At 68.7% G+C, this 14920-nt stretch carries 14 protein-coding genes and 1 tRNA gene; 7 read left to right on the top strand and 8 right to left on the bottom strand.

Features of this window, described 5'->3' with window-relative positions; all coding sequences use genetic code 11:
• Nucleotides 1–70: 70 nt before the first annotated feature.
• From ACFV88_RS20350 to ACFV88_RS20365, 4 genes are all read right to left on the bottom strand, one after another.
• Nucleotides 71–802, bottom strand: coding sequence for a histone-like nucleoid-structuring protein Lsr2 (locus ACFV88_RS20350; protein ID WP_385493053.1), 732 nt, complete (start codon nt 800–802; stop codon nt 71–73).
• Between the two features lie 499 nt (nt 803–1301).
• Nucleotides 1302–2213, bottom strand: a complete 912-nt coding sequence (locus ACFV88_RS20355; RefSeq protein WP_385493054.1) for a hypothetical protein — start codon at nt 2211–2213, stop codon at nt 1302–1304.
• A gap of 15 nt (nt 2214–2228) precedes the next feature.
• Nucleotides 2229–2591: a hypothetical protein gene (locus ACFV88_RS20360; RefSeq protein ID WP_385493055.1), complete on the bottom strand. Its 363-nt coding sequence runs from the start codon at nt 2589–2591 to the stop codon at nt 2229–2231.
• Nucleotides 2592–3502: 911 nt separating this feature from the next.
• Nucleotides 3503–3661 carry a helix-turn-helix domain-containing protein gene (locus ACFV88_RS20365; RefSeq protein WP_385493056.1) on the bottom strand — a complete coding sequence of 53 codons (159 nt, stop codon included), beginning with the start codon at nt 3659–3661 and terminating at the stop codon, nt 3503–3505.
• 367 nt (nt 3662–4028) lie between these two features.
• On the opposite strand from ACFV88_RS20365, the gene ACFV88_RS20370 reads away from it, so the two are divergent.
• A complete protein-coding gene (locus tag ACFV88_RS20370; protein WP_385493057.1) occupies nt 4029–4403 on the top strand; it encodes a hypothetical protein in 375 nt (124 codons plus the stop codon).
• Between the two features lie 5 nt (nt 4404–4408).
• Nucleotides 4409–5680: a tyrosine-type recombinase/integrase gene (locus ACFV88_RS20375; RefSeq protein ID WP_385493058.1), complete on the top strand. Its 1272-nt coding sequence runs from the start codon at nt 4409–4411 to the stop codon at nt 5678–5680.
• An 88-nt stretch (nt 5681–5768) separates the two neighbouring features.
• On the opposite strand, the gene ACFV88_RS20380 is transcribed toward ACFV88_RS20375, so the two are convergent.
• Nucleotides 5769–5856: transfer RNA gene (locus ACFV88_RS20380), tRNA-Leu, on the bottom strand.
• Between the two features lie 230 nt (nt 5857–6086).
• Between ACFV88_RS20380 and ACFV88_RS20385 the strand changes: the two genes are divergently transcribed.
• Complete coding sequence (locus ACFV88_RS20385) at nt 6087–7421, top strand: M20/M25/M40 family metallo-hydrolase (RefSeq protein ID WP_385493059.1); 1335 nt, start codon at nt 6087–6089, stop codon at nt 7419–7421.
• A 152-nt stretch (nt 7422–7573) separates the two neighbouring features.
• Nucleotides 7574–7807: a chaplin gene (locus ACFV88_RS20390; protein WP_385493060.1), complete on the top strand. Its 234-nt coding sequence runs from the start codon at nt 7574–7576 to the stop codon at nt 7805–7807.
• Nucleotides 7808–8108: 301 nt separating this feature from the next.
• On the opposite strand, the gene ACFV88_RS20395 is transcribed toward ACFV88_RS20390, so the two are convergent.
• A complete protein-coding gene (locus ACFV88_RS20395) occupies nt 8109–8297 on the bottom strand; it encodes a DUF5703 family protein (RefSeq protein WP_351242684.1) in 189 nt (62 codons plus the stop codon).
• Between the two features lie 48 nt (nt 8298–8345).
• Here ACFV88_RS20395 and ACFV88_RS20400 point away from each other — a divergent pair, with 48 nt between their 5' ends.
• Nucleotides 8346–9146, top strand: coding sequence for a hypothetical protein (locus ACFV88_RS20400; protein WP_385493062.1), 801 nt, complete (start codon nt 8346–8348; stop codon nt 9144–9146).
• Between the two features lie 36 nt (nt 9147–9182).
• Here the strand turns inward: ACFV88_RS20400 and ACFV88_RS20405 are convergent, their stop codons facing one another.
• Both ACFV88_RS20405 and ACFV88_RS20410 read right to left on the bottom strand, forming a co-directional pair.
• Entirely contained in the window at nt 9183–11540 is a 2358-nt protein-coding gene (locus tag ACFV88_RS20405; RefSeq protein ID WP_385493063.1) for a helix-hairpin-helix domain-containing protein, read from the bottom strand.
• Nucleotides 11537–12520: an aldo/keto reductase gene (locus ACFV88_RS20410; protein WP_385493065.1), complete on the bottom strand. Its 984-nt coding sequence runs from the start codon at nt 12518–12520 to the stop codon at nt 11537–11539. Before ACFV88_RS20410 ends, ACFV88_RS20405 begins: the two co-directional genes overlap by 4 nt.
• A gap of 211 nt (nt 12521–12731) precedes the next feature.
• On the opposite strand from ACFV88_RS20410, the gene ACFV88_RS20415 reads away from it, so the two are divergent.
• Both ACFV88_RS20415 and ACFV88_RS20420 read left to right on the top strand, forming a co-directional pair.
• Entirely contained in the window at nt 12732–13787 is a 1056-nt protein-coding gene (locus ACFV88_RS20415; RefSeq protein WP_385493066.1) for an LLM class F420-dependent oxidoreductase, read from the top strand.
• Between the two features lie 289 nt (nt 13788–14076).
• The gene (locus tag ACFV88_RS20420) at nt 14077–14865 is read left to right on the top strand and encodes a ferritin-like domain-containing protein (protein ID WP_385493067.1); all 789 of its coding nucleotides are present in this window, start codon (nt 14077–14079) and stop codon (nt 14863–14865) included.
• Nucleotides 14866–14920: the final 55 nt, after the last annotated feature.

Here is a 14920-nt window from a genome sequence, read left to right on the forward strand (position 1 = left end):
ACGCTCAGGTCTCGGGGTCCGGGGTGCCGCCCGCCACGGCGAACGGTCGGCCCGGCCGGGGGCGCGGCGCTCAGGCCGCTGCCGCTTTTCCCTCCGTGGCGTCCCGGTGTGCCGTCTCGTACGCGTGCCGCACGTTCATGGGGATGCGTCCCTGGGAGGGAACGTTGTAGCCCTGTTCCCGCGCCCATGAGCGGATCAGCCGGTTTCGCTCCCGTTCACTCGGGCCCGACCGGTCCGCCTTGGCAGGCCGGGGAAGCGGGTCAGTTCCCGTGAACTGTCCCGCCCGCACTGCGTCACGGAACCGTCCCGGGGTCCGCACGTCCATGCACGGGATGCCACGCTCGGACGCGTCCCGCAGCTTGACACCGTTGCGCTCCCCACCCTCACCCAGGATCAGCAGGACCGTGCTGTCGTCCGCGCGCCCCACCACCTCGTACCCCAGGTTCCGCACCGCCTCACGGGCCGTGTCCCACCCGTACCCGGGAACCTCACCGGCGATCATCACGGACCGCACCGGTTGCGCCCTGGAGTCATCCGGGCCCGCCTCACACACGGCCGTGTCCGTTTCCGTCACGGTCTCGATGGCAGGTTCCGGCCCGGCGGTGGCCGTGTCGTCATCGTCCACTCCCGCCCCCAGCGCATCCGTCAGGTAGCGGTCGAACGTGCTCCGGTGCTCGCCGCACAGGTCCCAAGTGCGCTTGCCCAGGGTGAGTGTCGCCGTGGCGTCCTGTTCGCTCCCGTCCCGCGCTATGTGCGCGTCGCACAGGGTCTTGAGAACGGGCACCAGAACCGTTTTGCGCATGATGCTGCATTCCTTCGTTCATGAGAGACAGGGGGTCTCTGATCCGACCGGAGCGATGCGCTCTGACGGCCGACCGCATTCCCTTCTGCGGTGCGAGATCAACACTGTCCGCAATCAATCACGAAACTATTACGCACAGATAAATGATGCGTAACTCACAAGAATGTGAAGGGTGGGGGTAATGGATTAGTTGACTGCAATGGGGACCGCCGGGGGCGCCTTCCTTCCACCGTGTACGGGTTTCAAATTTTCCGATTCATCAGCTCGATTCGACGCAAATCCCAATGGAATTACCCTGAAGCTCACCTGATTGCTCACTGGACGTGACAATCATGCCCTTGGGGTACCGATTCAGTGAGATTCGCGTCAATCTTGAAGGTTATTGTCCGTGTTTCATCGAACGGACATGTAGTCGAGGCTGGGTTTTCTCTCTTGCGCTCGAAGAAACAAAAAAAGAGGGGCCTCCGCCGAAATGGCGAAGGCCCCCGTTTGGGAAATGTCAGGCAGGCCACGCTACGGTGGCCTTAACGATTCCCTTCGTCGGCTTAGTCTCATCCCAGGTATTATCCGCCTTCCTGGTGTCCAGGTCGGGATAGCGAATGATCTTACCTCCGTACAGGTGGAGCGTGTCTATGTAGTCGGCTCGGAAATTCTCACTCTGCCCCTGCCGGAAACCGGTGAACTGGCTTGCGTACGTGGCAAAGTCCGGATGCCCTGCCACGAGGTCAACGCCTGGGGGCATAGCGGTTGTAGAGGACACTGTGAAACCGGCAAGGCGAGCAATAACGCCATGGGCAGTCGCGCCACTCTCGCCGTAAGCGGCGGCATTTGCAATCGAGGGATGCTCGATCAAATGCCGCTTGACCTTCGGAGAGACCACGACATATCGACTAGCCTCCGGGATGTCGTTCTCGTCAAGGTGAAGCATCATGTCCAGGATCGCAGTGTAAAGGGTCGCCGGAAATGTTCCCGCGGTGGGGGCGATCCGTGGAAACTCGGTGGCCTTGCCAGCTATCACGCCTCCCATAAAAGTATCGGCCTCGCGGGCAATAGCCCGGATCATCTGCCGGTTGATCGGAGAGTTCAGATCCTTTGAGGCGAGCTGTACCCGCTGTGCATCTTCAATCAAAATTTGCAGATACTTCGCCTGGTTGATGGGTAGCTCCTGATCCACAGTCTCCGGCCGCTGCGCCGTCATGCCGTCAGTCAGCTTGTAGTCACCGACAGTCGGGCGCAGAAGGCTGTTGATGTGGACGACATCGCCCTTCTTCCTGATCTCGCCCTCGTACTTGCGGTTGCTGACGAGGCGTGAGGCCCAGACGAGGAGCGGGTCGAACTGTTCAATCAGCTCAGCGTCAAAAAGCTCCGGAGTGAAGGTATCGGTTCCGGCGTGCTGGTACGGAAAAGGCATAGGCGGTTCTCCTTCTTACTTTCGGCTGCGGGCGTCTAGCGAAGTTCGGGGCCGGGGATTGTATGAGCCTTCGCCCCGTGGGCCCAGGCCGATATCCTGGGCATACAGCGGAGCCCTGGGGCGGAACGACTGGAGAACTTCGGAGATCGCTTCGCTCGACGGCTCTCCGTCTTCCCCGACGAACGCCGGAAGGTTCAGGTGGCGGATGAACGTGTCAGAAATCTTGACGCCGGCCCTGGCTGCCTGAATGGAAATCTCAGCCTTCACCAGGCGCTCAGCGTACTCACGATGAACCTCTGCCCGGATTGCCTGGGCAGGGTCCGGTACCGCCTCGGCATTTTCCGCCTGCCCCTCCGGGGCTATGTTGTTATCGCTCATGGGAACCTCACAAACTAGTAAACAAATGCAGAATTACAGAAGCGTGTTGATCTATAGTCGCCTTTAAGGGCGACCTAGAACGTAAACGTTCACAACAGGACAACGTATGAGCAGACAGGCCCCTTTCCCCAAACAATCGAGTTCAGGGATAGGGGCTATCTCTCCGTTGTCTGCTGTGTCTCACAGGCAGGTATCCGCAGAGCCGCATTCGAGCACTCTCGTGCTCAGGACTTCGAACAGGCCCGGACTCTCGTCCGCGTCAGGGGACCGCCGCCCAGCGGTCATGACTCCAAGGGGAAATGTCCCCTCACCAGTAAGAAAAAACGGACTACCAAACAGGACACCCAGCGTGCCCCGGGCTGTCGGACTGCCACCACCAGGGTCTCGCCGATCCGATCACCCGCAGAGGGCGATCGACACACGTCCGGCCGGTCTCAGGTCCCGTCTTCGGCTGCTTGGTGTCGAGGAACCATAGGCTGACAGCCTTGCGGTCCTCCGGTGTCGAGTACGCGATGTCAGGGTGAACCTTTTTCTCGATCTCTTGTCGGATGTCGTACGGCTTGGGCGGTTCCTCAAACTGTCGGACCTCCTCCAGCAACCCCCCACCGCGCCAAGCGATGTCCAGGGCATCGGTGCCGATCTTCTTCTTCGGCTCGGACCCCGTCCGCTCCCTCTCTCTGGAGGCTGCACGGTTCCGGTTGTCCCGCTTCCTGGTGCACCACGGATGATCGGGATTAGTTACCGGGTTGCGTCCGCCTTTCCCTTTGGGCCGGAGATGGGTCCACGGCTCACGGCACGTCGCGCAAATCAACTCAACGTGCTTCATCTCCACTGCTACCAATCAGTCCCCCAGACAACAGAAAACCCCGAGTCGCCTCGGGGGCTTCAATAGAGTCTCGATCGAACGGATCTCAGTTGGATTTCTGCTCATCCAGCCAACTATCAAGATCGCTCATCCGGCAGCGGAGCGCCTGGCCCACCTTCCGGAACGGGATCTGTTCGGTCTTCCAGTTCCCGTACACCCAGGAACGAGGCTTGTTCAGATACTCGGCCACGTCGTCAACGGTCATCAGCTTTGCGTGCACGAAACCTCTCAACTGGCCGGTGGGCGACCATTTCGCCTGCTGCCATCCGGCCTACTTTTCAGCATGCCTGCGCCGAACAGGTTGCGCCACGTTCGGAAAGGTGACGATCATCACACCCTCCGAACTTGCTGCCTCATGTTCGGACGCTGTTAGTCTCGATCTTGTGAACACACCAACACCACACGAGGTAAGTCATGAGTGGCACCGCGACGGAGACCAACTGGTCTGGTGGCGCGCCTATGGCCCCTGGCTTGTCACCGCGCGCTGCCCTGTCGCAGCTCCCTTCACCGGCCCTTCTGAGCTCACTGTTCGCCTCACGGTAGGGGGGAGCAGTGAGGACATCGATCGGGGCATGAGTGAGGCACTGGAAACGGATGGCATCCCGGCCAACCTTCTCCGCCAGATCCCGATGGCGGAGATCAAGGCGGGGGCCCGCGCTGCGCTTGCCAGGCAAGAAGACAGGGTCATGCGCGGCCCGTACCCGGTGCCCTCACGCTGTCGCTCAGATGAGGACTACACGCTTCTCGTGGCCGAGCTGGCCCGGATGCGGGCCACGGGCACCACAGCTCCCCAGGGGGAGTTGGCCGGCCGTTTGGGCATCGGCAAGGCCACGATGTCCGAGCGCATCAAGCGATCTAAAGAACTCGGCCTGTGGGACGGGCAGAGGCTCACCGACAAGGCGTCGGCCATCCTCGCTCAGTGGCGGCGTGAGCAGGAAGGGAACTGACCCACGTGACGAAGCGCGGTAACGGGCTCGGGGGGACTCCCAAGGAGATCCCGCGCAAGGGTCGCCCCAACACCTGGGGCGTGCGCACGCCCCTCCACTTCGACAAGGCGCAGGGCAAGAAGGACCGCTACTGGATCGGTCGGGAGTACCCGACCAAGACCGCAGCGGAAAGAGCCCTGCGAGAGTGGCTCAGCAACTACGAGGCGGGCAAGATCACGGCTCGCTCAGACATGAAGTTGGGTGACTGGCTCGACAAGTGGCACGCCAACCTGCGGAAGGAGGGAACGACCGTGGCCGGGTACGAGACGAAGATCCGTCTGCACATCAAGCCACACATCGGGGACGTCAAGTTGTCCGAAGTCACGGACGACACGCTGAACGATCTGTACCGACTGCTGGAGACTGCGCCTTGCTTGACGAACAAGGGAAAGCCCCTGGGGGCCAAGAGCGTTCGGCACGTGCACAACATCCTGTCCGGGGCTCTCGGTGCGGCCGTGCCGAAGCTGATCCCGTCCAACCCGGCCGCCGCAGCCAACCCGCCCACCGGGCGGGAGATACGGGCGCAGGAACGCGACTTCCCGACGCTGGACGACGGCCAGACGGCCCGTTTCCTGGGGGCGGTGTGGGAGCCCTGCGGCAACCGAGCGTGTGACGGAGGGCTGACGCACCACTGCCTTCGGGACGCCCCTCTGTGGACCGTGTACGCCGCAACCGGCCTCCGGCGCAGTGAAGCACTGGGTATGAAATGGTCGCTCATCCACTGGGATGAGGGCTTCATCGAACTGGGCTGGGTAGTGGTCGAAGAAGGCAACGGCTACCGGCTGCGGAAGCTCACGAAGGATGGTGACGCCAACGCGCGGATCTACGTGGACCAAGCCGTGATGACCGTTCTGAAGCGGCAGAGGGAGCGCCAGGGCGCCGAGCGTGAACGACTCGGCCCCGCGTGGGCTGATGGCGATCTGGTGTTCGCTCGGGACGGCTTCAAGCTGTACCGAGGTGAAGCAGGGGGCCCGCAGGACCCCGAGAAGGTCTCGGCTCGGTGGCGCACCCTTCGGAACCGGCTTCACCTGCCGGACAACTTCCGGATTCATGACTGGCGCCACAGCAAGGTCACGAACGACCTGGAGGCCGGGGAGAACCCAGTAGAGGTCTCCGCGAACGTCCGGCACCATTCGCCGGGCTACACCATGGCCCGATACGGCCACTCGCGTAAGGACGGAGCGCGGCGACTGGCCGCCTCCGGCGCGGGCCGCCTCGGCTTGTCATCCCTGGTCTGACCTGGGGAATCTCTGGGCCGTTGGTCACGTGGTTGGTCACGCCACAGCCCGGTAAAGCAAAAAACCCCACGTGAAGTGGGGTCTCAGCTGGTGTCCGAGGGGGGACTTGAACCCCCACGCCCGATAAAGGGCACTAGCACCTCAAGCTAGCGCGTCTGCCATTCCGCCACCCGGACCGGTGGTCTGTCGCGGTTTCCCGCGGCGACGTGGGAAACCATAGCAAAGATTCCGTCCCCTGATCACGCCCACCGGCCCTGCTCCCCGCGCCCCGCGCGCACCCCCCGCCCACGCCCGGTCCCGGCTGCGTGAACGGTGCATGTCGGGCGGGGTCCACCCTTGGAGGCGGAGGGGAGGAGGGAGAGTATGGGGAGAGGAACAGCAGGCAGCGACAGTGGGAGGAACCGCCGTGAGCGAGTCGAACAGGGCCGCCGGACCTCGGGGTGTGACCGGGGAGGACGAGGTCGTCGACCTCTGTCGCGACCTCATCCGGATCGACACGAGCAACTACGGCGACCACTCGGGTCCCGGGGAGCGCAAGGCCGCCGAGTACGTGGCCGAGAAGCTCGCCGAGGTCGGACTGGAGCCCCGGGTCATCGAGTCGCACCCCGGCCGCGCCTCCACGGTCGCCCGTATCGAGGGCGAGGACCCGTCCCGCCCGGCGCTGCTCATCCACGGACACACCGACGTGGTGCCCGCGAACGCCGCCGACTGGACGCACGACCCGTTCTCCGGCGAGATCGCGGACGGTTGCGTGTGGGGGCGGGGCGCCGTCGACATGAAGGACATGGACGCGATGACCCTCGCGGTCGTCCGCGACCGGCTGCGCAGCGGGCGCAAGCCCCCGAGGGACATCGTGCTGGCCTTCCTCGCCGACGAGGAGGCCGGCGGCGCGTACGGCGCCCGGTACCTCGTCGACAAGCATCCGGACCTCTTCGAGGGGGTCACCGAGGCCATCGGCGAGGTCGGCGGGTTCTCCTTCACGGTCAACGAGAAGTTGCGGCTCTACCTGGTGGAGACCGCCCAGAAGGGCATGCACTGGATGCGGCTCACCGTCGAGGGCACGGCGGGTCACGGGTCGATGACCAACAACGACAACGCCATCACGGAACTGTGCGAGGCCGTCGGGCGGCTCGGCCGTCACCAGTGGCCGGTGCGGGTCACCAAGACCGTGCGCTCGTTCCTCGACGAGCTGTCCGACGCGCTCGGCACCCCGCTCGACCCGGAGGACATGGACGCCACGCTCGCCAAGCTGGGCGGCATCGCCAAGATGGTGGGCGCGACCCTGCGCAACTCCGCGGCCCCGACCATGCTCGGCGCCGGCTACAAGGTCAACGTCATCCCGGGCGAGGCGACCGCGCACGTCGACGGCCGGTTCCTGCCGGGCTACGAGGAGGAGTTCCTCGCCGACCTCGACCGCATCCTCGGCCCGCGCGTCAAGCGGGAGGACGTGCACGGCGACAAGGCGCTGGAGACCAGCTTCGACGGCGACCTGGTGGACGCCATGCAGACGGCCCTCAGCGCCGAGGACCCCATCGCCCGGGCCGTCCCCTACATGCTGTCCGGTGGCACCGACGCCAAGTCCTTCGACGACCTGGGCATCCGCTGCTTCGGCTTCGCCCCGCTGAAGCTGCCGCCGGAGCTGGACTTCGCGGGCATGTTCCACGGCGTGGACGAGCGGGTGCCGGTGGACGGTCTCCAGTTCGGCGTACGGGTGCTCGACCGGTTCATCGACGCGTCCTGACCGGCGGCCCCACCGGGCGACCGAATCGGTAGTTCGTACGAAAGTGACTGAATAGGGTGAATGCGAAGATACGCTCGTAGCTCCATTGCTTCCCCCTCGTTACTGGTCATGCGGCCCGAGGTCGGGGCCGTACTGCCCAACAAGGAGGAACAATGATCAAGAAGGTTGTCGCCGTCGCGGCTGCCGCTGGTGGCCTGATGCTCGCGGGTGCGGGCCTCGCCTCTGCCGACGCCGGTGCCCAGGGCGCCGCCGTGGGTTCCCCGGGCGTGCTGTCCGGCAACGTCATCCAGGTGCCCGTCCACGTTCCGGTGAACGTCTGCGGCAACACCGTGAACGTGGTCGGTCTGCTGAACCCCGCCTTCGGCAACACCTGCATCAACGGCTGACGCCACGCCTGCCCCGAGGCCCTGAGGCTGAGGTACCGGCCCCGGAGTGCGAGCCACGCACTCCGGGGCCGGTGTCGTTCCCGTTTCGCCCCGTCCGCCGGGAGTTCCGGGCGGACCGGGCCGGGCGGGTCCCCCTCGGCGGAGGCTGTCGCGTAGATCACAGACAGCCGGTTCCGTCGAGCACACGGGGCCAGCGGGTGGCCGTGTCGAGGCGGTGGCGCATCACTCGGTCGTGCGACTGTCCGTCACCGCGCAGGGGGTCCGGCCCGGGCCGGACCCCCTCCGTGTGGGTCGTGGTGCGTCACCAGGTCGCGCGCAACTGGCGGATGATCCGTCGACGAAGCCGTACCCGTCGACTCCCGTCAGGGTTCAGTCGCAAACGCTCCAACTCCCAGTGTCCGTACTCTGCGTGGTCGGTCAGCAGGCGGGTGGTGTCCTTGCGAGTCACCCCGCGCGGCACGTACACGTCGACAAATTCGTATTCCGGCATCGCCATCTATTGTGCGGGCACCGGCCGGGTACGGATAGCGTCTGCACTATGTCTGATGCTGCGCAGCCCACGGTTGCCGAGGTACGCGCCGCCGCCGAGGCGGTGAAGGCCGCTCTGGACCGTCACCTTGCGGCGGTCGAGAGCAGGTCGGGTGAGGACGACCCGGCCGTCTACGAGGCGTTCAACGAGTTGGCGGTGGCCGCCGAGGAGTACGACGAGCTGCTCTACGACCGCTACGACGAGGTCACCCCCTTCGAGATCCCCGGTTCCGAGGACACCCTTCCGCCGTACACGGGGCCCGAGGACCCCAACGCGCTCAGCGTGCTGATCCGCCGTGACTACGTGGTGGTGGAACCGCAGCGCCTGATGGCCCAGGCCCAGCGGGTGGAGGCCGCCGAAGCGGACGGTGCACCACTCACCGACTCGGCGGGCAGCACGGTGCACGGTGCGCTCGGCGTCCTCTTCGGCGAGTTCGAACCCGACGAGATCGCCTCCCGGCACAAGGAGTTCGGCTTGGAGGAGGGGGACTCCACCCTCTGGGTGACCGCCGCCGACGACCCCGCCGACCCGGGGGAGTGGCTGGAGGGCCCGTTCGACCAGGCGGACCCGCAGCGGGTGGTGTGCCGCTTCGACGTCAGTGCCGTCTTCGACGAGGAGTACGACGACGGTGACGGTGACGGCGATGACGGTGAGGAGGACGATGACGGCGAGGACGGCGAGGGCCACGGGGACCCCGACGGCGACGACTCCGACGCCCGGTCCGACCTCGTCGCCGAGTCCGACGAGGACCTGGACACCGACCTCGACGGGCCACCCGACCGGGCGCGCGGCGACGCACGCAGACGGTGACCCGTCGGCCGGGGCCCACCAGGCCCCGGCCGACCGCTACCCGGCGGTGGTCGGGGCCTGGCCGCGCAGGAGCACCGGCAATCTGGTGGTGCGGGGCTTCGGCGCGCCCTCCGCGACCGCCTGCGGCAGCGCCTGTTCCACCCCGTGCACCACGGACAGGTGCTGCTCCCCGCGCCCGAACGCGGTGTACACCCAGGGCCGGCTCAACGCCTGCGCGGCATCCCCGGGCAACACGACGACGGCGGCCGGCCAGCGCCGCCCCACCGCCTGGTGCGCGGTCATCGCCCAGCCGTGCCGCACCGTCCGTTCGACCTGCTCCCGGGGGACCAGGACGGGGACGCCGTCACACTCCAGGCGCAGTCCCTCGGCATCGGCGCCCACGACCCGCCCCGGCGCCGACCGCCCGGGCACCGGTGACCACACGATCCGGTCGCCCGGGTCGAAGCCGCCGAACCTGCCGGGCCCGGGATTGAGACGTTCCTTCAACGCGGAGTTCAGCGCGCGGGTGCCCGCCGCCCCGCCGTGACCCGGGGTGATCACCTGGGTGCCCTCGGGCGGGACGCCCAGGGCCCTGGGCAGCGAGTCGGCGACCAGTTGCACGGTGCGGTGCACGGCCTCGCCCGCGTCCCGCACGGGGACGATCACGACCTCCTTGCCCGGGGCCTCCACCTGGGGCAGCTCACCGAAGGCGACGCTGCTGGTCAGCTCCCCGATCGGACCCGGATCCGGCGTCCGGGACGCGATCTGCGGGCACACCCGGGCCGCCAGCAGATCGGCGAACACCCGACCGGGACCGGCTGACCACAGCAGCGCGGGGTCACCGCTCAGGACGAGCCGCGCGCCGTCCGCCAGCGACTCCACCAGCATCGCCGCGCTCTCCACGTCGAGCTGGGGGGCGTCCAGCACCACCAGGAGGTCGACGGCGAGCGCGCCCTCGGCGTCGCGGCCCGGCCCCTCCGTCCCGGCCAGCAGCCCCGCGACCGTCACGACCGCAGCCGCCGGCACCGGGGCGGTCGGCTCCGACGCCGTCAGGAGCTTCGCGAACCGGTCCCGGCCGTCGGCCGTGTGCGTGGCCGCCACCACCCGCTGTCCCTGTGCGAGGGCGCCGGCGACCAGGGCGGCGGGCTCGGCGCGGGCCGCCTCGCCGCCGGTGTGCAGCACCAGGGCGTGCGTCGCCGAGGCGCGGATCAGTTCGGCGGCCGAGCCGCCCGCCCCGCCGCCCCGGGTCTCGTCCGGCCCGTCGCTCTGCCCGGCCGGGGCGTTCACCAAACGGGAGAGGCCGTCGGCCAGGCTCTCCTCGGCCAGTGCGAAGCGCTCAAGGCCGATCAACACCCGTACCGGAAGCTCAGCCTCCTCGCCCTGAGCCTCCTCGTCCGGGGTCCCGTCGGCCACGGGGGCCGGTGTTCCGTCGGCCTGGGGGGCCGCGTCCAGGGCGTCCTGGAACACCAGGACCTCACCCTCGGCGACGGCGCTGCGCACCGCCTCGTCGGCGGCCGGTACCGACTGCTGGGCCAGCGCCGTGCTCAGGGCGGGCGCGTCCAGCGCGGTGTGTCCGGCGAGGGCCGCCTGGCCCAACAGCCACACCGTGACGGCGCGACCGCGCCGCTCGTCGTCCGGGCGGCAGTCCGGGCCCAGCAGCGCCCGTGCGAAACCGTCGGCCTGCTCGGGCCGTACGCCCGCGACCTGGAGCAGCTGCCACGGGTCCGCGCGCAGTACGGACCCGGCGTCCTCGCCGAGCGCCGTGGACACCTGGGGGGCGAGGGACTCGGGAGCGCCGCCCTCGGTGAGCACCGTCCGTACGGCGCTCACCGTCGAGGGCGCCGGACCCGGGGCGGGGGCCGGCACCGAGGCCGTGACGGGGCGGGGCGCGGGGGCGGCGGCCGGGGCGGGCCTGCGGGGGGCCTCCGTCGGCTCCGCGAACGTCCGGGCGGGCCGTTCGCCGCTCTCCACCGCACGGACGGCGGCGAGCAGTTCGGCCGCCGTGCCGCTCAGCTTGGCGCCACTGTCGATCGGCGCCTCCCGTTCGGCCTTGCGCCGCTCGATGCGTTCCCGCACCTCGCGCTGCGCGGCGAGCTCGGCTTCGGCCTCCGTGGGGCTCTGAGCCCCGTCGGCGCTCCCGGCGGTGTCGCCGCGCTCGGACGCGACTTCCCCCGCATCCGGTTCCCCGGCATCCGGTTCCCCGGCATCCGGTTTCCCGGCGTCCGCTTCGCCGCCGTCCGGGCTGGTGCCGTCCGCGCTGGTGTCGTCCGTGTCCGTATCGGGGGTCGCTCCGGGCTCGGAGCCGTCGCCGTCCTGGGCCGCCTCCGGCCGGGCGTCCGCACCCGCGGGAGCGTCCGCCGGCTCCGCGGCGCCGGTCTCCGCGCTGGGCGCCCCGGCTTGGGGGTGCGTGCTCACAACGTGCTCCAGTCCTGGTCGGGATAGCGGTGGATGGGCGCCGACACATCGTCGAGTGCCCGACAGATCTCGTCAGGAAGATTAAGCGTCTCCACTGACAACGCGGCCGCGAGCTGCTGCGCGTTGCGCGGACCGATGATCGGCGCGGTCACCCCGGGCCGGTCCCGCACCCAGGCCAGGGCCACCTGGAGGGGCGTGACGGCCAGTCCGTCCGCAGCGGTCGTCAGGGCGTCGACGATCCGACCCGCCTCCTCGTCCAGGTAGGGCTCCACGAACAGCGACAGGTGCTCGGAGGCGCCGCGCGAGTTCGGCGGAGTGCTGTGCCGGTACTTGCCGGTGAGTACCCCGCGCCCGAGCGGGGACGAGGGGAGCAGCCCCACCCCCAGGTCCACCGCCGCCGGCAGCACCTCGCGCTCCACTCCGCGCTGGAGCAGGGAGTACTCCATCTGCGTACTGGCCAGCCGGGCGCGGGTGCCCGGGGCGGCCAGCTGCCAGGTGGCCGCCTTCGCCAGCTGCCAACCGCAGTAGTTGGACACCCCCGCGTACCGGGCGCGCCCGCTGCTGACCGCGATGTCCACGGCCTGGAGGGTCTCCTCCAGCGGGGTCGTCGGGTCGAAGGCGTGGAGTTGCCACAGGTCGACGTGGTCCGTGCCGAGTCGGGCCAGCGAGGCGTCGAGGGCGCTCAGCAGATGCCCCCGCGAGCCGTCGAACCGACGCTCCGGATCGGGGACGCTGCCGGCCTTCGTCGCGATCACCAGGTCTCGACGGGGCACCAGGCGTTCTATCAACTGCCCGAGCAGGTACTCGGCCTCCCCACCGCCGTACACGTCGGCGGTGTCGACGAGGGTGCCGCCCGCCTCCCAGAAGGTCTTCATCAGGTCGGCGGCGTCGCTCTCGTCGGTGTCACGGCCCCAGGTCAGGGTGCCGAGCCCGATGCGGGACACGCGCAGGCCGGTACGGCCGAGATACCTCTGCTCCATGGGCGTCGACATTACTGGCCAGATGTCCACGGGTGCGGAAGCCTGTGGATAACTGGCGACAACCGGTGCCGAACCGACACGGCGGCCCGTCGCGGACGACCTGCCGTGCGGGGTCCGGCCGCCGCCCCCGTCCCGTCCCCTGACGGATCGCCCGCCGCGCGCTAGGGTTCGCCGCACAGGGAACGTTACTGACCAGTAAGGGGCATCGGTCATGCAACTCGGGATCAATCTCGGCTACTGGGGCGCGGGGATGGACGGCGACAACCTCGCGGTGGCCAAGGAGGCGGACCGGCTCGGCTACGCGGTGTGCTGGGCCGCCGAGGCGTACGGCTCGGACGCCCCGACCGTGCTGGCCTGGGTCGCCGCCCACACCGAACGCATCGACGTCGGCTCCGCGATCCTCCAGATCCCGGCCCGACAGCCCGCGATGACCGCGATGACCGCCGCCACCTTGGACTCGCTGTCCGGTGGTCGGTTCCGCCTCGGCCTCGGGGTGTCGGGCCCGCAGGTCTCCGAGGGCTGGTACGGCGTGAAGTTCGACAAGCCGCTCGCCCGCACCCGCGAGTACGTCGAGATCGTCCGCCGGGCCATGACCCGCGAACGCCTCTCCTACGAGGGGCGGCACTGGACGCTCCCGCTGCCCGACGGACCCGGGAAGCCGCTCAAGCTGACCGTGCACCCGCAGCGCGCCCACATCCCGCTGTACATCGCCGCGATCGGCCCGAAGAACCTGGAGCAGACCGGGGAGATCGCCGACGGCGCCCTGCTGATCTTCCCCTCCGCCGACCACCTGGAGGAGACCGCGGTCCGCCATCTGCGCGCCGGCCGGGAGAAGGCCGGTCTGACCCTGGACGGCTTCGATGTGTGTCCCACCCTGCCGTTGGCGGTCGGTGCGGACCGGGACGTCACCGCGCTCGCCGACACCTTCCGCCCCTACACCGCGCTCTACGTCGGCGGCATGGGCAGCCGTCAGCAGAACTTCTACAACCAGTTGGCCGGGCGCATGGGGTACGAACGGGAGGCCGCCGAGATCCAGGACCGCTACCTGTCCGGCGACAAGGCCGGCGCCGCCGCCGCCGTTCCGCACGAGTTGATCGACTCCACCACGCTGCTCGGTTCCGTCGACCGCATCGCCGACCGGATGAAGGCGTACGCCGCCGCCGGAGTCACCACGCTCACCCTGGCCCCCGCCGGGTTCACCCTCGAAGAGCGCCTCGCCGCGCTGCGCGCCGGCACCGAGGCCCTGGAACGCGCGGGACTGGCCTGACCCGACCCGGTCGCCGTTCGCCGGTGGCAGCTCCGACGGCGCACCGGCCCCCGGCGCATCCACGCCGGGGGGCGGTTCCTGAACAGGGGCCCGCGGCCGTGGTGGGGGCTCGGGGGTCTTCCCCGCCACGGCCGTCACCCAGCACAACGCGGCACCGCCCGCACGGTTACGCACCGGACCGTGCGGTGCGCGTCCTTCGTTCGGCCGAGCCGACGCCCACACCTGTTGCCGTCGGGCAGGTCCCGCACTTGACTCGTTCTGCGCGGACCCCTGCACGGAGGTGGCAGTCATGCTCTCGGCCAAGAGTCTGTTCGAGGAGATCCTCGACAACGACGAGTCGTTCCGCCTGTTCTGCTCCATCGCGGCCAGCGGCGAGTCCCAGGGCGGGTGGGAGAACGCCCGGATCGCGGCCCTCGTCCCCGCCGTCGAACGGGACCTGGCCCCCAAGGTGGTCCGGCACGGCGCCGACGAGGACAAGCACGGGCGCATCTTCAACGCGCTGATCAAGAAGCGCGGCCTCACCCCCGTGGAGGTGCCGGGGGACACCGACTACACCATGCTGCTGGAACGGCGGGGCATCGGCCTCGCCCACGACAAGCTCCACCGGGACGAGCCCCTGACCGTCCAGGACCTCGTCACCTACCTGGCCCACAGCCGCGTCACCGAACAGCGCGCCTCCGAGCAGATGGAACTGCTGCGGCGCCTCTTCGGCGACCATCCCGACATCGGCCGGGCGGTGAAGATGATCTCCCACGACGAGGACAACCACCTCGCGTACTGCCACGAGGAACTGCTGCGGTTCGCGTACGCGGGACACGGCCGGGACATCCAACGCACCCTCCGCGAGTGCGCGCACGTCGAGATCCGGGTCTACCGGGACGTCAGCCTCGCCGTGATGGCCCACATGGGCCGCATCCTGGGCTGGTCCCGGGCCAAGGCGGCGGTCCTCGCGGCCTCCATCCACGCCGTGTACGCGTACGAGCGGGCCCACGGTTGGCGGCGGATGGTCTCGCTGGCGATGCCCGACCGCCGCAACGCGCTCGGCGGACCCGCCGCCTCCGCCGCCGAGTTCGCCTGACCCTCAGCAGCTCAGCAGCTCAGCAGCTCAGCAGCCCGACACCGCCCTCCGGTGC

Source organism: Streptomyces sp. NPDC059816, assembly GCF_042732055.1.
Taxonomy (GTDB): domain Bacteria; phylum Actinomycetota; class Actinomycetes; order Streptomycetales; family Streptomycetaceae; genus Streptomyces.